Below are 18,603 nucleotides of genomic sequence, written 5' to 3'. Positions count from 1 at the left end.
TCAAGGATGCCGTCGGTCGGATACGCCCGGCACAATGACTTCGGAGCCCCGATTGCGAAGTGCATCCGCGAAGATTTCGCGGTTGCGTATCGGAACTTCGGTTAGCAGTGGCAATATCTGATCGCGAACGCGCCACGCTGGACCGGTGAATATCTCAACGGCTTCCATGTAGAGACCGGTATTCAAAATCTGAATAAATTCTCTGATCGCCGTCTTCGCCAACGCGGGGTCCAACGCCTCGAAAATGGAAAATGCGATATGATTGCGCTTCAGCGCAATCCATCCTTCACTAGGACCAAGCTCGTAAGACAGACGCAGGTACTGGAGGTTTTCGGACTTGAACCCAATCTGGTTGTTGCTTAGCCAAAAGAGTGCGAGCCATGAGAATGGGTCGGCTGGCGAGCAGGACAGTGTGGTGACGAGGGCCCTCCGCAGCGCATCGAACTCCTGATCGATGGTCTCGGGCCTGCCTACCGAGAGCGTCTGCTCGGCAATCCTCAGTCGAATGATTGCTGCGCTTCTCGTGGCGGAAGCTCTGCAGAACGGCAACTGCTCGATCGCATCAAGGTCCGACTTGAGCGGTGAAAGGATTTCGGGCCGAAACGCGCGACCAGAAATTATTCCGCGCGCGACCGATTCATCGAAGCCTTGATTCCAAAACAGCGGGAGCGTCCAACATCCCCAAAGTATCGCGATCAGGGCAAAGCCGCCAACGAAGGCGCGCACAAGCAAAGACACCTGTGTTCTAGACAGTTCGAGCATTCAAATCTTTATCGTGCAGTGGAAACTGACGAGGCCGGCCTCTCGCCGTAATAGACATTCCCGTATCCCGAATAGAGTTGCAGCACTTTAGCGTCAGCCTGCGTCAACACTACTCCGAGCATGTTATCTTGAATCGTAGGCGCCGACCTGAGCGCTTGGGCGACGACATCAAATTTCGTATGCGCCCACTTAATCGCAAGAACATAGGCATCCATGAGTTGTGTGGTCGCACGTACATCGACGATCGGCGCAAGCGGCGAAAGATCGACCACAACGTAATCGTAGTTCTTGCGGAGGACGTCGAAGAATTGCCTGGCTTCACTCGAATTCAGAAGCTCATTGGGATGCACTTCATTGTCCCAGCTGACAGCGCCCGGCAGAAAAGACATATTCGTCTTCGAATCCCGCCACAGAAGCTCGGAAAGCGGCTTTCTGCCCATTATCCCATCGATGATCCCAAATTCGGCTGCCGGAGCGATGCGGTTGGAGAGCGCACTGTTTCGCAAATCGCAGTCAACCAATAAGACCTTAGCTCCGGTTTGGGCGATGAGCTGTGCGAGCGACGCCGACAACGTCGATTTGCCTTCGTTAGGAATCGCCGAGGTTATTCCGATAACCTTGGAGGATTTCGCATCCCAACTTACATCGATAGCCAGCTTAATTGCGCGGACCGCTTCCGAGAACTGCGAGAATGGATTGTTCGAAGCGGTCCAAATCAAGCCTCGATTTCTCGTGATTGTTCGGTTGGCGCGATCGCTTGTTCCCACCCGATTATTCAAAGTATCGCGAGGGGTCTTTCCGGCGCTGATCTTTGGAACGAGTGAAATACATGTGGCGTTGAGTTCCGCCTCGACTTGTTCGGCGGTTCGGAACACCCGATCCGAAAGATCGCGCAAGATCGCCAGGCCAAGTCCTAGAATCAGTCCTCCGATTCCGGAGAGGCCGAGCGCTAGCGCTGGCTTTGGATCGCTTTTCTGCGTCGGAGGAGCCGCCTGAGAGATTACGCGCGCTTCACTGATTGGAAAGGATTGCTGCTGAATTGATTCCATGTAGCGCTGCAGAAAGTTGTCATAGAGAGTTCGGTAGGTTTGGGAAGCGCTCTCTAGCTCTTTCAATGACACCTGGGCCTGGTTCGTCGCCTTCGATTGGCTGACCGCATTCTCCAACTCACGTTGAACGCCGACCTCGCGTTGCTTGGCGATTTCAAAGTCACTTTTGTAGGTTTCGGCGAGGCGCTGAAGTTCGTTGAGAATTGAGTTCTGAATCTCAGCCATTTGACTTCGAAGGTTGACGGCTGCCTCGTGACCCGTTCCGTACCGGCGTGCCCAATCCGCTTCGCGATTTGCGATGTCCAGGTACTGCGAACGCAGCTTTGTCACCACTTCGCTCTTGAGGGCGTCTGCTACCGTTGAGTTGACCGTTGAATTGGGAGAGTCGGCTCGCAATACCGCTTCGATCCGATCAAGCCGGGCCTTGGCTTCCGAGGTTTGCGCCCGCGCGACCACGACCTGACTGTTGAGTTCGGATACCTGTTGCTCTGTGACGAGCCGCCCGCCGGAGCCACCGGTGTTTACGATGTTGTTCTTTGCCTTGAAGTCGACAACCGCACGCTCCGCCAAGGTTGCCTGATTGCGTAGTTCACCGATGCGGTCCTGCAGCCAGGCACTTGCCCGTCGGGTTGCTTGGTCCTTCGCCTCCAACTGGTCGACGATATAGGCTTCGGCTACGGCGTTGGCGATCTCCGCAGCGCGATCGCGACTCAGCGACTTGAAGCTGATCTCAATCACATATGACAGGCCAATCCGCTTAATGGTGAGTTGAGACTGAAAGGTCCGGATCGCCGACCGCGTAAGCTCAAAGTTTGAGGCGGTGTCCCTTGAGCCGAGCACGGCGGACACCAAGCCAAAAGCTGAGGAAAAAAGTCCGGATCGTGATCCGGAAAATTCCGGATCCTCGATCAAATGAAGTGTTTTAATTACGGAGAGAGCTACCTTTTCCGACTTCAATATTTCGATTTGGCTCTCCACTGACGCCGAGTCGATCGGGATGTCTCCCAGAATGGACTGCTGTTGAAAGAGCTGAACCTTGCGGGTGTCTATGATCAGGGTGGTCTGGGCTGTGAAACGAGGGGGCGCAGTCACCACGTATACGAGGCCGAGAGCAAGGATCGAGAGCGCTGTGATCAATATGATCAAGTACTGGCGTTGCAAGAATCCAACAAGGCGATTGAGGCCTTCTGCCGCCGATTCGGGCGGTCGCGGCAACTCAAAATCGACCCGTGACTTATCAGAATACAACATGGGGACTTTCGGATGATCGACGTGTTGCGTCAAGGCGCGCCGTCGTTCCAATGGGAAATCTGGTCGCCGAATAACCGACGAGCGTCGCGCTTAATCGTGGAATGCTGGCCATCGGGAGTCAGTGTGGCTCTAGGGGCTTACACTGTTCGATATTCTATTTGTCGTGTTTGAACTGGGGGCTGACGCGCTGGATGCGGCCGATGAGATTGAGAAGTTTCCGATCGTCACACCACCTTGTCCGATCGATGGCGCAGACGGCGTCCCAAACCTGGAGCTCGTGGAGCCGGTCTGCCCGCCAGATCCGCCACCCGATCCGGCGCCTGTGTCGCCCGCGCCGCCACCCGCACCCGTTTCGCCAGTCGGCTGATCTCCGGATGTGGCTGCAAAAGCGAGAACGACGTCCTGATCCTTTGTCCGGATGATCGCCTGCTGAATTTCGTTGGCGTAGGTTGGATTAGAGACGATCACGATCTTGGCTGCTTGAGCGAGCCCGCCACCGATCGCCAATTTTTGATCCTTGTTGGCGGTCGACAGCAGAGTTAAAATCGATGCTAGCGTCGCCGGATCGTCGACCGCGAGATTTCGAATTAATGTCAGCAGGATGGCGCCTCCATCCTTGTTTCGCTCCAGTACGCTTCCGGGATTGCTCTGAAAATCGGCCGAGGTCAGGGACGGCTGTGCCATAGCTCCATGCGTGGAGAGCCCCACGGCAGCCAGTAACAGGATCCAGCCAGTGGCGGCAAATGCACATTTGCGATAAAGATCAAATGGCATATTAAATCTCCCATTAACTTACGAAAAAGTTTAATTAAAAATCAATATCACGGTGGGGAGGCAGACACAATTGGTCCGCGCGCCCGATCGCTCGGCGGGCGGTTGAAGTTTAAATATCGTAAATCCTGCCAGATAGGTGCTGGGCCGGGAGCGCGGGGCTCATTGAATCCGATTGCCGCTCGGGAACGATTGGCTCAGTCCCACGCCGAGAAGCCCAAATACCGTGATTGCAAATCCGGGTACCTGGATCGAGAAATCCACCAGGGAATGAGCCAAAGCGACCGCTGAAATCGACAATGCGGCAATGGGAACGATACGATCTCGCCTGCGCACCTTTATCCCTCTGATCAGGACAGCGAGCGCCAAACCCCAGGCTGCAACGATCGTCATCGTAAGCGGGAGACCTCCTTCAGAGGCAATCTCCAGCAGCGTGTTGTGAGCGCGGTCCCACGTCCCCCACATCGATCCGTGCAGGGACCGATAAGCAGGAAACATCGAAGGAAAGGTTCCAATGCCGGTACCCAGCCAGGGATGATCCGCGATACTCGCTACGGTTGACCGGTAGGTATCGAGCCGCATCGCATCAGAAAGCCCTTCGGCGCTGAATCGTCCGCTTACGCTGGCCCCCAGGATCTGGAAGAGGGCGATCACCACACCGAGGCTGATAGCGAAGGCAATGAGGGCTCCGGACCGCCCCGGTAGATCTCGATAGAAGTACAGGAGCAGCGCGAGGACGAGGCCGGCGAGGGAGAGAACAATCCCAGCCCTGGAGCCCGTCATGAACATCGCTGTTACGCAAAGTGACAACATGAAGAACGGTAGCAGGACGTCGCGAGGTGCCTCCGAGAGAATCCGAGAAAAGACCTGCCCCCAAGCGAACCCGTTGTGTTTAACGAAAGTACGAATGCTTTCGGACGTAAATAGAAGCCATACAATCGAGCAGCTGCCGAAATACACGGCTGCAGTGTTCCGGTTGGTGAACGTAGCAGTCAAGTAACTGAGATGAGCCTCTTTCTCGACCCACAGCACCTTTGTCGGATCAATCAGGAACGACGCAAGGCCGAATATCGCGTACGTAGCTCCGGACCAGGCGACAACTTTGAGTAGTTGGGTCGCCAAGCTTCGGTCGCTCCCGACGATGATGCCGCAGATGATGGTGAGAATAACGATAAAGGGAGCTCCAAGTGCATAGATCGGTTGATGGCGTGCAATAGATACCGTGGAAGCCAACGGAACACCCAGCAGCTCGCTGGTTCGCGTCCACATTGGCGAGGGACGCGAAGCACCAAACCAGGGGGATAGTGCAAGTTGTTCATGCAGAACCATTGCGTAGGCAACAACAACAATCCCGAGGACGAAAAAGATGGGGGCATGATGGCGCCGGAGGCGGTCGGGGGAGGCTGCAATTGCGGCGGCGCCGAGAACGATACACCAAAGCGCCTCGACCCAAGCATCCATCGACCCGAACGGCAGGGGTGCTAGAGCTACGACAAGGAATAGTATCCGCGCTGAAACTCGAGTCTGCGACATCAATGCAAACGTGACGATCTCCCCCTGATGCGACGTCAATAGAATTCCGCTTTAACCTCGTCGTTAGCTCATTACACGACGAAATTGGTCGTACCTCTTTTCGCCGACTTGAGAGTATATGCGTTCGTCGTTACCGATCGAGATGCGCCCGGTAGGCGAGCGCGATACCCTCAGCAAGCGGAGTGACAGCGCGCCAGCCGAGTTTGGTGATCTTTTCAATATCGAGCAGTTTGCGTGGCGTGCCGTCGGGTTTTGATGGGTCGAAGCTGATCCCGCCTATATAGCCGACCACGGTGGCGACCAGGCGGGCGAAGTCAGAGATGGTGATGTCCTCGCCGGTGCCGATATTGACCGGTTCATCGCCGGAGTAGGTCTTCATGAGGTGAATGCAGGCGTCCGCAAGATCGTCGACACAAAGGAATTCCCGGCGCGGTGCGCCCGTCCCCCAGACCACAACGTTCTTTGCACCGGAGACCTTCGCCTCGTGGAAGCGGCGGATTAGAGCGGCCACCACGTGGCTGTATTCAGGATGATAATTGTCGCCGACGCCATAGAGATTGGTTGGCATCACGCTGATGAAGTCGGCGCCGTACTGGCTACGGTAGGCCTCGACCATCTTGATGCCAGCGATCTTGGCAATCGCATAAGGCTCGTTGGTGTGCTCAAGCGGACCGGTCAGTATCGAGTCCTCGCGCAACGGCTGCGGCGCCAGCCGGGGATAGATGCACGACGAGCCGAGGAACATCAGCTTGTCGGCCCCACCGACGTATGCCGCGTGTATCACGTTGGCTGCGATCGCCAGATTGTCGTAAAGGAATTCCGCGCGCAGCTTGTCGTTGGCAGCGATACCGCCGACTTTCGCTGCCGCAAGAAACACTACGTGCGGGCGTTTGCGGGCGAACCAGGCGTTTACCGCGGTCTGATCGCGCAGGTCGACCTCGCTGCGGGGCAGGGTCAGCAGTTCCACATTTTCGCGCGCCAGCCGGCGCACTAGCGCAGATCCGACCATCCCACGGTGGCCGGCGACGAAGACGCGCCGGCCCTGGAGCTCAAACGGGATGTCTGCCATTGGCGACCTCCCGCTTGGCGATCGCCAGATCGCTTGCCATCATCTCCTTCACCAGCTGAGCGAACGGGATCTTTGGTTGCCATCCCAGCTTCTCGCGCGCCTTGCTTGCGTCTCCGATCAAGAGGTCGACTTCTGTCGGGCGAAAATACCTGGGGTCGATCCGCACGACTGTCTTGCCCGAAGTTCGGTCTACACCAGTTTCTTCGACGCCTCTGCCGCGCCATTCGATTGTACGGCCGACCTCCGCAAAGGCCAGTTCGACGAATTCGCGAACCGAGCGCGTCTCTCCGGTCGCCAGCACGAAGTCGTCAGGCGCGTCTGCCTGCAGTATCCTGTGCATGCCTTCGACGTAATCACGCGCATGGCCCCAGTCGCGCTTGGCCTCGAGGTTGCCGAGATAGAGCGTGCCTTCGAGGCCGACCTCGATACGAGCCACGCCGGTCGTGATCTTGCGCGTTACGAAGGTCTCGCCGCGTATCGGGCTCTCGTGGTTGAACAGGATGCCGTTCGCAGCATACATGCCGTACGCCTCTCGGTAGTTCACCGTGATCCAATAGCCATATAGCTTGGCGACACCATAGGGCGATCGAGGATAGAACGGCGTCGTTTCCCTTTGCGGAACTTCCTGTACCAGGCCGTAAAGCTCGGAGGTCGATGCCTGATAGAATCGCGTTTCCTTCTCCATGCCGAGAATCCGAATCGCTTCAAGCATACGCAAAACGCCGATCCCGTCGGCATTTGCCGTGTATTCTGGACTTTCAAAACTGACGCTGACATGGCTCTGGGCCGCGAGGTTGTAGATCTCGGTCGGCCTGACCTGCTGCATGAGCCGGATCAGGTTGGTCGAATCCGTCATGTCACCATAGTGCAGCAAGAACGGCACGTTGCCGTGGTGCGGATCCTTGTAGAGGTGATCGATCCGCGCGGTATTGAACGAGGACGACCGCCGCTTGATGCCGTGCACGGTGTAGCCGAGGCCTAGAAGGTAGTCGGCCAGATAGGCTCCATCCTGTCCAGTAATGCCGCTAATCAACGCAACACGTTGTTTCGAGGCCTTGGGTGTAGTTCCCGAGAGCATTCATCTCCTCGTAATTTCTTCGCAACCTCATGTCCGTAGATCAACATAGCGGGGTATAATTCTATTTTGCATCAAATCGACCAAAATACTTAATTCTCAACGGCGAATTTCAATGCGCCCTCAGCGGCGCCGCCTCAAATTAAATGCTGCCGGTATTTGAGGAAGGGTGCCGCTGGAAACGGCGGCAGCTTGAAGTGTTCAGCCTCGGTCAAGCACCTTTCGCCAGCCGCGCGCTGCACAAGGCATCTTCCTCTCGGTGTCGGCTCGCTGCATGCGGAGCGACATTCGCTGTAGCCATCGCAAGCGCGGGTGTAGCAGGCGAGGCGGTTGGTTAATAAAGTTCGCGACAGTTGAGTAAAAAGCTTCGACAAAGTAGGGCCAATTCTCAAATTGCCCATGCGCATGATGCTCTCGGTAATGCGGGGGAGCAATTCGACATGCGTGAGATTCCAAAAATTACCGCGGTGATGATTGCGCTGCTATCCGCCGCAATCTCCGATGGAGCAAATGCGGGAATTTCCAATATGTCGCGCGGCTTGCGGGCGCAATTGGAACGAATTCAGCTCAGCGTGCCGGCGTTGGCGCCGATGGCTCATGTGAGGTTCTGCATGGATTACCCTGCAGAATGCACAGTTCGAAGACTGATCTTTCGCGGCGGGCCCGTTAAGCTGACTTCGTCGCGATGGTCCGATGTCGTCCAAGTCAACAACACTGTAAATGGCACGATTGTGCCAACGGCCAACCTCGGCGGCCTTGCAACTGAAACCTGGATCGTTGGCCCCCGAACTGGCGACTGTAACGACTATGCGGTGACTAAGCGGCATGAGCTACTGGCGCGAGGTTGGCCGGCGCGCGCCTTGCTTTTGAGCGAGGTGATTACTTCCTCAGGCGAGCATCACCTTGTTCTGGTGGTGCGGACGGCGTCGGCAGACCTCGTTCTCGATAACCTAACCGCCGAAATCCGAGTTTGGTCGAAGACGCCTTATCGGTTCGCCCGCATGCAAACACCAGGAAATGCTAGGCTTTGGGCTACCATCGTGTCGTGGAGCTCAAGACCTGAGCGGACGGCAAGTCTCGAGGCCGCTAAGGTTGGCCTCGATTAATATCTCCATCTGGTGCCATGGCCGCAAGTCTCAGCGCGGAATTGATGCCCGGCTCCTTGGAACGCGGAAGTCCACCATTCCGCAGTCGCAATCGAATGCGGTCAAGCCGCGCTGGCTCAGTTGTCGCGATTACAACCCTAACGGAGAAGCGGCGACAACATCCATTTGAGGTAGAAGTCGACGTAAAGGGCGCGCTGCGGCATGTCGCGTTCAAAATTAAATCAGAATTAATCGAAAGTTAATTTAACAGTCAATCAAAAATATGCTCAAAGCACGCTTGTTTAACGGGCGAATTTTCGAATCACATATTTTTGAGTGATTTTTCATGCCAAACAGTAGCGGCGAGTTGGCGTCGAGCGAGGCGATCCTCTCTCGTGACAGCGTCGGCTCGGCAAGCAAGGAGCCACGGCTCCGATTTCCTCACGCGATGGCTGGGTACTTTTGCGCCGGGGTCGATTTTCTCGTAATTATCGTGTCGAGCATTCTAGGTTGCTCTATCTATCAAGCGTTTTCAGGCCTGGTTGTCAGTAATTTTGATGCCTTTGCACTGTCGGGAAGCGTCGCCGCAATCCTTTACTTGTGGATGGCACACGCGGCGGGATTCTACCAATTCGGCTCCATTGTCTCGTCACATGCCGTTTACCGGAAAATCATCAAACGTTGGCTTGTCGTCGGTCTTTTACTGGCCCTGCTGGCTTTCCTGCTCAAGGTTGGCGCGATCTTTTCGCGTGGTTCGATTGTCACTTTTGTCGCTCTGACAGCCACGTTATTGCTGGTCGCGCGGTGGGCCGTCACGCGCGCCATTAAAGTTGTCGTGTCCGAAGGACTGCTAGCTGGTCGTCGAGCCGTCCTCGTTGGATCGCGGGATGAGTTGGCGGCGCTGGACGGCGAGCAGTTATTGGGGGATTTCGGCCTGAGCGAAATCGACCGCTTAACTCTTCCAAGCCCAAGCCTGTCGACCATGCAGCTGACCCGCAGCGAACTGAGCGTGCTCAATCTAGCTATGGATAGCGCAAGGCAAGAAGGGGCCGAAGCGATCGTATTGGCAGTTTCCTGGAGTGAGTCGCGGAGGCTGGAACTCATACGCGAATGCATGCGGGCTTCGCCACTTCCAGTTCAATTGCTCCCGGATCGGATTGTTCGGGGTCTGACGCGAAATCTCACATTTGCTTGGCAGCCAAATTTTGCGATCGAAATCAAGCGCGGTCCGCTCTCCCGCGTCGAGCATCTTTTGAAACGTGTGTTTGACGTCGTTGGTGCCCTGGTGCTCCTCCTTCTACTCTGGCCGCCGATTCTCATTGCCGCGATTGCAATCAAGTTGGATTCCGCGGGACCGGTCCTGTTCCGTCAGCGACGAAACGGCTTCAACGCCAAGCAGTTCAGGATTCTAAAATTCCGTACCATGACCGTAACCGAAGACGCTGACAAGGTTGTCCAGGCGACGCGCTTCGATCGGAGAGTAACACGAGTAGGTCGTCACTTGCGCCGCTTGAGCGTCGATGAGCTTCCGCAACTCTTTAACGTCCTGAAGGGTGATATGTCGCTGGTTGGTCCGCGACCGCATGCATTGGTGCATGACATCCAGTATGGGGAAATAATGTCGGACTACGCATTTCGCCATCACGTCAAGCCGGGCATCACTGGCTGGGCCCAAGTGAACGGATTCCGGGGCGAGACACGTCAAGTCGAACAAATGCAGCGCCGGGTGGAGCTCGATCTCTGGTATATCAACAACTGGAGCCTGTTGTTGGATCTGAAGATCCTGTTGAGGACGTGCATTGAGGTTGCGAGCGCGCGAAACGCCTATTAAGCATCCCGACGCTCCAGGACTCGCCATTTCGTAATCAAACGTTAAATTGGCGGCACACCGCAACCGCGTTCGACGCAGTCTGTGGCTTATTGCATTTTGAAAGCCGCGAACGCTTCGTAGTTCTCCGATACGCTGAATCAGGTGAGTTTCTCGTGACCCGCGTCAGTATTATTATTAAAGCCTATAATGAGGAAGTGCATATCGCTTCGGCAATCGAGAGCGCCTTGGCCGCGCTTCCGAGCCCGGAAGGCGAGGTGGTGCTCGTAGATAGCGCTTCTGTAGACAAGACGCTTGAGTGCGCCCTCCCTTATCCAATCTCGATTTTCAGGATCGCGAACGCCAGTGAGCGATGTTGTGGAGCAGGTCCGCAGATTGGTTATGCACACGCCAAAGGCGACTTTCTCTGTCTCATGGATGGAGATATGGTTCTGGACAAGGAGTTCATAAAGACTGCTCTAGCCTTCCTCAACGACCATCCCGACGTGGCTGGGGTAGGGGGCAGGATCGACGAAATGTCGACGGAGAATATCGAATTCAAGAACCGCGCACGGAATCTTTCTCACTTGAATCCATTAGGTGAGGTTGATCGCCTTGCAGGCGGGGGGCTCTATCGACGGAGCGCGATCGATGAACTCGGCTACTTAACGGATCGAAATCTACACGGGTACGAGGAGTTCGACCTTGGAGCGCGACTTCGGTCTAGCGGTTGGAAACTTGTGCGGTTGAATGTCCCGGCCGCCAAGCACTTTGGTCATACTAGTAGCACATATCGCTTGCTCTTTCACCGTGTGAAGATGGGATACATTTTCGCACCAGGCGAAATGCTGCGTGCATCGATCAACGCTGGCTACTTCGCGCGTGTGATACGATCGCTTCGCGAATTTAAGCTCTGGGTCGCTGTGCTTGGATACTGGTCTGCCTTCGCGTTGCTTGCTTTGTTCACGTCTTACGGAGCAGCGTTTGCCGCCTTGGCTCTTCTTGGAGTTGCCGCCATCATCCTGGCCCTAACAGTTTGGAAAAAATCCTTTTCGAATGGAACCTATATGGTTATTGGCTGGCATGTTTTCACGATAGGCATGCTCTTCGGGCTCTTCAGGCCTAGAATCTCTCCCCTCAAGCCGCTCACGGTCGAAACGCTACGGTTGTCGCGATAATGAGGGAAGAAATGTTCCTTGTTAATTTGCGAAGGGAGCTGCGGAGAAATAAATCGATCCGAGTAAAGGTGTTTATTGCCGGCTTTCGTCTGACTAATTTTTTCTTTGAGTTTGACAAGACGCGTGTCCTCTACGCGGTGTCCAACTGTATTTACAAAACGGTTTGCTTCTTCTTCAAGATCGATATCTTGGCGCGAACACGGATTGGTTGGGGCTTGCGGATATTTCATCCCTTTTGCATATGCATTCACCCTGACGTTCGGATCGGCGACGATTGCACTTTGCGGCACGGAGTGACGTTGGGAAACAAGGGTGAGAGCTCAAGTGCGGTCCCTTCAGTGGGAAGCGGCGTCGAGTTTGGTTGCTATGCAGTGGTTTTCGGCGGGGTAAGCATTCCAGATGGAACCAGAGTGCGCGCTCTGTCGCTCACGACGGAGAGTGAAAGGTCGAAGGTGGCGATCGACGTGAACGCTCGCGATGCCTGTGACCTCGATCGGAAGTCTCTGTGCGGATTCGACAGGCCGTGAATACCGAAGGACCACATAAGCACATCAATATTCATCGCGCGTTCCAGATCCACTACGCGTTCAAGTTCATCAATCTGTTCCTGGGATTCTTCTTTCAGATCCTTGTGGTGAAAACGCTACCGCCGAGCGGCTACGCGACCTATGCGATCTTCCTTGCAATCCTTTTGACGATGGAGCGGCTACTTTCGTTCGGCATTGATCGTACGTTGCTGCGTTATGTTCCATCGCTTACAGCGGATGGTGACTATCAAGGCCTCGCGGCCCTGTTGAAGAGGGTGGCTCTCGTAAGGGGGGGATCTATCCTGGTGGCGCTGGGTGCAATTGGTCTGCTCGCGACGTTCGCGCGAGACACGTTGCTGATGGGCGAAGGGATGCTTACGATCTGCGCGTTCGCTGTTTGGTATGCGGGCTATGCGGTGACGACCGATTTGGAGATGTTGGCGCAAAGCTGGATTGTGCACGCGACGACCGCGATATCGGGAACGATCGATGTCCTTTTGCGAAGCGCGTGCGTACTCCTTCTTGCACTTTCCGGTCATGAAATCAGCGGCGCTACAGTGATCGCAATATCGGCTGTGACGACGTTCGTTGCGGTGATCATCATACTCTTAAAATTGATCCGGCTCAGGCCGCATATCTCAAGTCTTCTGATCGCGACCAGCGAGCAGCGATTGCCCCGCCTGAGCGCGAAGGATGCTCCGCTTTTCGCCGCATCAATCTACGCGTCCAACATTGGTTGGTTGATTACCAGTCCCTCGGTTGTCAGGATATTTGCCAAAGGCGGGCTCGATATTGTTACGTTTTCCGCATTTTCGTTTGTGCAAGGGCTTTGCGTTTCGATTCAAAGAGCGTTTCCCGGTCTGATGATCCTCCCAAGTCTGGAGCCCTTGTTCGCCAGGTTCACGATGGCGCCTGCGCGAGTGTTTTCCTCGCTTTCGTTGGTGTTCAAGCTTGAGTTGGTCTGCTTTCTGGCTTTCTCAATTCTTACCGGCCTCGCGGGACGAGAGATCATCGCGCTTGTATCACGGCCGGAATATGCTCCGTACTACTACTTGCTCCCGTTGGTCATGTTGATCCTCTTGTTTCAGACGATTTACCGGATATGCGAGATTGTTACGAGCGTTCAGCTTAAGCACACCGTCTTCCTGGCGCTCTGGCCGGTATCGCTGCTGGGGGTCGCAGCTCTCTACCTGACTGCAGATCGTTGGGGCCTTCTCGCAGTCCTGTTCATTCCGCTCACTGAAAGTGCAATCCGTATCGGAATCATCATGCTTGCCCATCGACGCGTCGAGACATGGCGGGCAATAGACCCCGTTCGCTCGCTCCAGGTCGGAACAGCGGCAGGCGGCTCCGTTCTATTTGCTTTGCTTGCTCGCTACGCCCGACCAGACTTCGGAAACCTAACCTTGGCCGTGCTGGCTACAGGTCTCTTCTTCTTGACGGTGTTTGTTGTACGCCCACTGCGTAAGGATGAGGTCGCGAGTCTCAGTCTGACCATGCCGTCGTCCCTGCAGTCCCTGAGTCGCGCGATCACGCGTTGGGCCCGATAGGGATAGATGGGCTCGCCCTCAGGCGCCGTTTGATCGAGCCATGGCTTCGGTCGCTCAAAGTCAAAGTGCTCTTCGAGAACCTACCTTCCGGGCAGCCTCAGGGCCTCCAGCATATCCGCCTCAAATGCGAACGGGGGAGCTGCAGAAGAGATCGCAAAACAATCGCCTTGCATCTGATGGATAGTGATCAGTCCTATACCGCTTGCAAATGAGTTGTCCCGTATCGCCCGGACGAAATTGAAGGCGCTTTTCGAGGGAGCCTTTCCGACGCAACCAGCTTGGTCGCGATTTACGCCAAACTCCGTATTCATGATTTGCTTGCGTGACAAGTGATGAAGGTCGGCCCAGGTGTTTACGACATTCATTCGCTTCAGCAACAACTCCGCATTGCCAAAGGTTGTCCTGTACTTCTCGAAGCTGTAGCTGTGAACCGTTCGATACAGAAAGTCGTAGATTAGTTGCGATTTTGCCGAGTGGGTCAGATTTGGATCTGCCGCCACGTTTCTTCGAAAGATATTTTCTGCGGCGAGCTTACCATCTCTGTCCATTGCAGCAGGAAACTCAAGACCGCCGACATGAGAGAAGAATCCAGCATACCCTTGATGCGTGAAGGTGGCGGACTCGTAGGGGTGGATCGCATAGCCGGTATTCGCGTCAAAGCGGTCGGGCCTTAGATTGACAACACCCGCTGACGAGTCCCCGCTGACCGATCCGTCGAGCTCCGCGAAGCCGGTTCCGGCCACGATTAATGTGTGAGTTGGCAGGATCAGGCGGATCTGCTTCCAGTAGAATTCGATTTGCTCGTTCCAGGGGCGCTGATCGTTGAATGAAGTGGGTGACGGGGGTTCGTTGAAAAGCTCGATAGCAACCAGAGCTGGCGGAAAGCGCGCCCCGATGGAAATGGCAAGCTTGCTGACGACGTGGATCAAGCGCTGAAACTTCTCCCCGGTCTCGCCATCCAGCAAATCGACATCCGCGAAGCCGGAGACCGGGTGAGCTCCTCGAGGGAAGGGATGAATATCCACTAGGACCCTCAGTCCACTGTCTACTCTCCGGGAAATGCCGATCATTATCTGCGCAACTAATGCATCAAGTAAGGTTTCGGAGCGAGCCGACATCAACGCGCCAACGTCTATCACCATTCTGAGGCAGTCAAAGCCAGACGAGTTGATCAAAGCGAGCCGCGATTTTGGCATGACTGCTTGGTCGGAGCCGCCGTTTCGAAAGGGATCCTCGTCGTAAACAGCCGATCCTGGGGGGCCGATCGACAAGCCGTATCCGAACGGCTGAAATGTGTTTAAGCAGACCAGGGTCTTGTGATTATCGGAGAAGGCAGGGCCGTCGCTCAGCTGCGGTTTCTGCATTGACGCGTGAGAGGGAAGGCCCGAGCAGCAGATGGCAAGAGCTGTAGCCATCGCCATCGTCCGTAGTTCTCGAAAGTGACAAGCGTTCAATGGAATGCCCAATCTTAGGTTATCGACGACTCCGTGGATGTCCGACCTGCCTCCGCTTTGATATCTTGCGGCCAGCGGAGAACATTTCGGCGTAGACAAATTTGATTTCTAACGGCCGCTCGACAATCTCGGCGGACCTTCCGGCGTTAGGAGTTGATTGGAGCCGGCGGCCGGCTAGGCGGGGTTGGAGCCAACTCCCAATCGTCGTTTAGGCTCTCGCCTGTACTGGCGCTTGAGCAGTCCGGGGGGACTGTTGAGCGATCTAGAACGCGCGCCCAAGCGTCTCAATGCGGAAAGCTCGGAGCTCGCGGTCACCATCGCCATCGCCGGCAAGACCGCATACCAGCTATTTGGCGCTAGAAACGCCGACTCTACAACGTTGGCCCCAATCATATAAATGAAAATCGCCAACGGAAACGCGTTGATGTGCGACTTCTCTTCATCTCCAGATATCAGAAGTCGCGCCGCAATCCAAAATTGCCAGGCGAGCAGGGCCAAGCATAGTGCGAGACCAACATACCCGAACGAAATTAGTATCTCCATAAAGCCATTATGCGCGTTGAGGAACTGACCGTATCCTATACCTTCGATCTGAGGTGATACTATCTTGGTAAAACCTGCTGCGAGACCGTAGCCAAGGAGCGGGCGCTGGTCGGCTAGCCCAATCAGGTAGCCCCACAGCGGAACGCGGCCCGTCAAATCGGGCTCCTTTCCAAGAGCATTAAGTGTGAGCGTTGCAAGATCGCCGCCGAATAATGCGATCATCAGAAGCGCAAGCGTCAGGAACGGCAATGCGGCTATTCGTATTTGAAATGAGCATCGACCCACGAGCATCAGCGTGGCCAGCAGGACGGGCATGAAACCCGCTACGGCGTAGGCGGCACCGGAGTTGGCTCCGTACAGGCACACCAGACTGATAGTGATGATGGCAACGCGAACTGCGTAACTTGTGAAGGCAACGCGGCCATAAAAGAGCACGAGTACGAACGACAGCGCGGCCAGCTGCCCCAAGGCGGTCCGATGGCCAATCACCCCGCGCCAGGAACCCGCGTGGACCGCCTCAAAAGGAAAAACATCTGTGGCCTGATGGACACCCTGATAAGGAAAAACAAAGACCCAGACAAAGCTTGCAACGATAATAGAGGACAGCGTCCAGAGGAATAAACGCAGCGAGCCTACCGTTCCAAACTTTGAGCAAATGGCAATTCCAAAAAGTACGGTCCCAGACAGGGCAACGCTCTTTCGCAGAGTCAACAGCGCGTCTGGCGACCACAACATTGATAGGAAGCCCAGCAGAGGAAGGATAAATACAGGCCAGCTATGACGAACGGTTGTCCAGAAATTGGACGAGATCAGGAGAAGAATCGCAACCAAATAGCACAAGCTCAGCACGATTTGGCTGCGAAGGGAGCCATCTGCACCGAGGTCCATCGGACGGCCAGTGTCGATGCCGGCAATCTGCAGCGCAAATCCGCCGATCATCGCGATCATGCAAATTCCGGAAATGATCGTGACCGGCAACGGAACCGAGGGCGGTCCCGAATTTTCTGTAGGTCGCTGAAGCTTGAGCCGATAGAAGTTACGTTTTTGAAAAACCGAATTTCGTTGCATGATCCAACTGGTCTTGCGCGACGAACGCTGAGAGGTCGTCAGGACGCGAATGTCTCAGTGGGCGACAAATCGTAAACGACGAGGATTCCCCGAATATTGCTACAGCACATTTTAAATACCAGGGAAATAAATAATTAAGTATTTGCGAAACAAGCTTAAAATGGCCGAGTTGCCGCGGTCGGTCTTTTGTCCCGCCGTCACCCTCGAACCGTTTTAGGCGGTCTACTCGTGGCAATCTCTGGGAGATGGTTGGCCACCGCAAGCGTGACGTAGGCAGCCCCAGCTGGCGGCCTCAGTTGAGTTTCCTGCGAAGCTTTCGAGCGCTGGCGGGCCTAGCACTCCCTGCGCTCTAATCCGCAATTGGATCGGCAGCCGGGAGCATTGGGGCTGGAATTGCCATGGCGTGCCATGTTGGCCCTCCAAGTGACAATGCGTAGAAAACCGGAGTCCGGTAGTTGTCCGGACTCCATTTTCGGAACGGGGTGTTCTACTGAAGGAACACCGGCGCGATTTGAGCACCAAGTTTTTTCGTTATTCCGGGAATGCCGCAGTGGGGGCTGGAACCACGCTGCGGCTTTTCCGATTTCGCGAGGGTTCGAGCTGCCACCTGGCGGCCGGTGGCACAGACTGCACATGCCAAGGAAGAAAGCCCCAGCTACGCTAAGGTGATGCGTGAGGAATGGGCGTTTCGGTTTTTCATTTGCTTGGTCGGGCTTTTCCCCGTCGTTCTAGTGGCAATCTTGTTGTTCAAGCTTTGAGGCCGCCAACTGAGACGGCCTCTTATTGATCCCTCTTCAGCTTTCGCCGGCCCCAATGAGGCTCTTTGCCCTTCGGGCTAAGCTCCGGGACATAGTGGCGGTTCAATGCCCGCATGACCCCGATGCGGGCAAACATCGTCGGGCCACCACCTTCCGCCACCACGATCAAGGCTTCCATCGCCGCTTGCCACTCCAGTACGGCGTGCTCTTTCTTCGGCAGCGTGGCGATGTACTCGCCGGCGTCGAGCAGCGTCACCAGTACGTGATTGTCGATCGTGACCGGATCCTTGAAACGCCGACCCCAGCCTCGTTCGGTCATTCCTTCCGCTTCAGATCATGTCCCGCGGCACCAATGGCGCGTTCAACCTCATCGGCCAGGATTGTCAGATGCTCGGCCAGCTTGGTGAACAGTTCTCGCTTCCTGGGCTCAGTTGCCAGATCACGAATCAAGGCGCACTCGGCAGCATCCGTGCGCAGCTTTTCCAACTGAGCCTGCATGTCTTTCATGGTGATCGGTTCCGTTCCCGATCTGGAACTATAACGCTTTGTGCAAAAGCAGACAGATTTGATTGCCGTTTTTTCCTATGCTCATGGCCACCTGGCGACCCCATTACCGCCAAGGTACCTCCAAACGGCCCCGGCAATTTAGTCTTTTGCTGGGGCCGCTTTTGCGCTGGTGCCGATCAGCCGGACATAGGTCCCGCTCTCATGCAGCTCGAGCCAGCCGCATTCAACTGCATACTTGATGCCGGCCCCAAACTCCGAGCCACTGGCTTTTAGCGTGTAAAGGAAGGGCGCGTTTATCTTCTCAATGTGGATGCGGCCGTCCTCGACCGCTTCAATAGACGTCGCGAGTTCTACCAGCTTGCGAGTCGCGACTTCCGGGTTGGCGAAGGATCGCTCGGTGGCGGGTTTCATCGGTACCCCATAGCTGGCACTGTCGGCGTATTCCAATCGAAGTCTGGTCGGACATCGGCGCCTCTTCTGCCGCAAGCCTGACAGACGAATTTCGACTCAATATCCGATAGCCGCACATCGTCAGACCATCGATCCGCGCTTGAGGCGCTCGAGACTCTCCGGATGCTGTTGCGCAGCCTGGCGGCAAGGCCCGCCTTTCCGTTGA

General features: G+C 55.6%; 15 protein-coding genes. 4 read left to right on the top strand and 11 right to left on the bottom strand.

The window, feature by feature from the left end:
- The 6 genes from AB7Z56_RS27975 to gmd all read right to left on the bottom strand — a co-directional run bounded on the left by AB7Z56_RS27975 (position 1) and on the right by gmd (position 7,513).
- A complete protein-coding gene (locus AB7Z56_RS27975; RefSeq protein ID WP_063984085.1) occupies positions 1–762 on the bottom strand; it encodes a hypothetical protein in 762 nt (253 codons plus the stop codon).
- Between the two features lie 8 nt (positions 763–770).
- Positions 771–3,062: an AAA family ATPase gene (locus AB7Z56_RS27970; protein ID WP_063986470.1), complete on the bottom strand. Its 2,292-nt coding sequence runs from the start codon at positions 3,060–3,062 to the stop codon at positions 771–773.
- Positions 3,063–3,191: 129 nt separating this feature from the next.
- On the bottom strand, positions 3,192–3,836 hold the full coding sequence (locus AB7Z56_RS27965) for a hypothetical protein (RefSeq protein ID WP_085404109.1): 645 nt from the start codon (positions 3,834–3,836) through the stop codon (positions 3,192–3,194).
- Positions 3,837–3,995: 159 nt separating this feature from the next.
- Positions 3,996–5,294 carry an O-antigen ligase family protein gene (locus AB7Z56_RS27960; protein WP_441256593.1) on the bottom strand — a complete coding sequence of 433 codons (1,299 nt, stop codon included), beginning with the start codon at positions 5,292–5,294 and terminating at the stop codon, positions 3,996–3,998.
- Positions 5,295–5,496: 202 nt separating this feature from the next.
- Complete coding sequence (locus AB7Z56_RS27955; protein ID WP_085404108.1) at positions 5,497–6,435, bottom strand: GDP-L-fucose synthase family protein; 939 nt, start codon at positions 6,433–6,435, stop codon at positions 5,497–5,499.
- A complete protein-coding gene (gene gmd, locus AB7Z56_RS27950; RefSeq protein ID WP_063984084.1) occupies positions 6,416–7,513 on the bottom strand; it encodes a GDP-mannose 4,6-dehydratase in 1,098 nt (365 codons plus the stop codon). Before gmd ends, AB7Z56_RS27955 begins: the two co-directional genes overlap by 20 nt.
- 437 nt (positions 7,514–7,950) lie before the next feature.
- Between gmd and AB7Z56_RS27945 the strand changes: the two genes are divergently transcribed.
- The 4 genes from AB7Z56_RS27945 to AB7Z56_RS27930 all read left to right on the top strand — a co-directional run bounded on the left by AB7Z56_RS27945 (position 7,951) and on the right by AB7Z56_RS27930 (position 13,657).
- Complete coding sequence (locus tag AB7Z56_RS27945; RefSeq protein ID WP_439034533.1) at positions 7,951–8,616, top strand: transglutaminase-like cysteine peptidase; 666 nt, start codon at positions 7,951–7,953, stop codon at positions 8,614–8,616.
- Positions 8,617–8,941: 325 nt separating this feature from the next.
- Entirely contained in the window at positions 8,942–10,426 is a 1,485-nt protein-coding gene (locus AB7Z56_RS27940; protein WP_231144558.1) for an undecaprenyl-phosphate glucose phosphotransferase, read from the top strand.
- A gap of 152 nt (positions 10,427–10,578) precedes the next feature.
- Positions 10,579–11,580, top strand: a complete 1,002-nt coding sequence (locus tag AB7Z56_RS27935) for a glycosyltransferase family 2 protein (RefSeq protein ID WP_063984083.1) — start codon at positions 10,579–10,581, stop codon at positions 11,578–11,580.
- Positions 11,581–12,103: 523 nt separating this feature from the next.
- Complete coding sequence (locus AB7Z56_RS27930; RefSeq protein WP_063984081.1) at positions 12,104–13,657, top strand: hypothetical protein; 1,554 nt, start codon at positions 12,104–12,106, stop codon at positions 13,655–13,657.
- An 80-nt stretch (positions 13,658–13,737) separates the two neighbouring features.
- Here AB7Z56_RS27930 and AB7Z56_RS27925 read toward each other — a convergent pair whose 3' ends face one another.
- The 5 genes from AB7Z56_RS27925 to AB7Z56_RS27905 all read right to left on the bottom strand — a co-directional run bounded on the left by AB7Z56_RS27925 (position 13,738) and on the right by AB7Z56_RS27905 (position 18,398).
- Positions 13,738–15,072 carry a cellulase family glycosylhydrolase gene (locus tag AB7Z56_RS27925; protein ID WP_161495912.1) on the bottom strand — a complete coding sequence of 445 codons (1,335 nt, stop codon included), beginning with the start codon at positions 15,070–15,072 and terminating at the stop codon, positions 13,738–13,740.
- 213 nt (positions 15,073–15,285) lie between these two features.
- Positions 15,286–16,602 carry an O-antigen ligase family protein gene (locus tag AB7Z56_RS27920; protein ID WP_441256592.1) on the bottom strand — a complete coding sequence of 439 codons (1,317 nt, stop codon included), beginning with the start codon at positions 16,600–16,602 and terminating at the stop codon, positions 15,286–15,288.
- A 900-nt stretch (positions 16,603–17,502) separates the two neighbouring features.
- On the bottom strand, positions 17,503–17,799 hold the full coding sequence (locus AB7Z56_RS27915; RefSeq protein WP_063984077.1) for a hypothetical protein: 297 nt from the start codon (positions 17,797–17,799) through the stop codon (positions 17,503–17,505).
- Positions 17,796–17,987: a hypothetical protein gene (locus AB7Z56_RS27910; RefSeq protein WP_063984076.1), complete on the bottom strand. Its 192-nt coding sequence runs from the start codon at positions 17,985–17,987 to the stop codon at positions 17,796–17,798. The genes AB7Z56_RS27915 and AB7Z56_RS27910 overlap by 4 nt, the downstream gene beginning before the upstream one ends.
- A gap of 138 nt (positions 17,988–18,125) precedes the next feature.
- Positions 18,126–18,398, bottom strand: a complete 273-nt coding sequence (locus AB7Z56_RS27905) for a hypothetical protein (protein WP_354237445.1) — start codon at positions 18,396–18,398, stop codon at positions 18,126–18,128.
- Between the last annotated feature and the right edge of the window lie 205 nt (positions 18,399–18,603).

It is taken from the genome of Bradyrhizobium sp. 482_C4_N1_8, assembly GCF_052075965.1.
Taxonomy (GTDB): Bacteria; Pseudomonadota; Alphaproteobacteria; order Rhizobiales; family Xanthobacteraceae; genus Bradyrhizobium; species Bradyrhizobium barranii.
The sequence above is the reverse complement of the archived record's forward strand: the minus strand, read 5'-3'. Positions and strand labels throughout refer to the sequence as shown.

Excerpts from the sequence above, each read along its gene's own strand:
- AB7Z56_RS27910 (WP_063984076.1), bottom strand. The coding sequence starts at position 17,987 with ATGAAAGACATGCAGGCTCAGTTGGAAAAGCTGCGCACGGATGCTGCC.
- AB7Z56_RS27940 (WP_231144558.1), top strand. The coding sequence starts at position 8,942 with ATGCCAAACAGTAGCGGCGAGTTGGCGTCGAGCGAGGCGATCCTCTCT.
- AB7Z56_RS27920 (WP_441256592.1), bottom strand. The coding sequence starts at position 16,602 with ATGATCGCGATGATCGGCGGATTTGCGCTGCAGATTGCCGGCATCGAC.
- AB7Z56_RS27970 (WP_063986470.1), bottom strand. The coding sequence starts at position 3,062 with ATGTTGTATTCTGATAAGTCACGGGTCGATTTTGAGTTGCCGCGACCG.
- gmd (WP_063984084.1), bottom strand. The coding sequence starts at position 7,513 with ATGCTCTCGGGAACTACACCCAAGGCCTCGAAACAACGTGTTGCGTTG.
- AB7Z56_RS27960 (WP_441256593.1), bottom strand. The coding sequence starts at position 5,294 with ATGGATGCTTGGGTCGAGGCGCTTTGGTGTATCGTTCTCGGCGCCGCC.
- AB7Z56_RS27905 (WP_354237445.1), bottom strand. The coding sequence starts at position 18,398 with ATGAAACCCGCCACCGAGCGATCCTTCGCCAACCCGGAAGTCGCGACT.
- AB7Z56_RS27955 (WP_085404108.1), bottom strand. The coding sequence starts at position 6,435 with ATGGCAGACATCCCGTTTGAGCTCCAGGGCCGGCGCGTCTTCGTCGCC.
- AB7Z56_RS27915 (WP_063984077.1), bottom strand. The coding sequence starts at position 17,799 with ATGACCGAACGAGGCTGGGGTCGGCGTTTCAAGGATCCGGTCACGATC.
- AB7Z56_RS27925 (WP_161495912.1), bottom strand. The coding sequence starts at position 15,072 with ATGGCTACAGCTCTTGCCATCTGCTGCTCGGGCCTTCCCTCTCACGCG.
- AB7Z56_RS27975 (WP_063984085.1), bottom strand. The coding sequence starts at position 762 with ATGCTCGAACTGTCTAGAACACAGGTGTCTTTGCTTGTGCGCGCCTTC.
- AB7Z56_RS27945 (WP_439034533.1), top strand. The coding sequence starts at position 7,951 with ATGCGTGAGATTCCAAAAATTACCGCGGTGATGATTGCGCTGCTATCC.
- AB7Z56_RS27965 (WP_085404109.1), bottom strand. The coding sequence starts at position 3,836 with ATGCCATTTGATCTTTATCGCAAATGTGCATTTGCCGCCACTGGCTGG.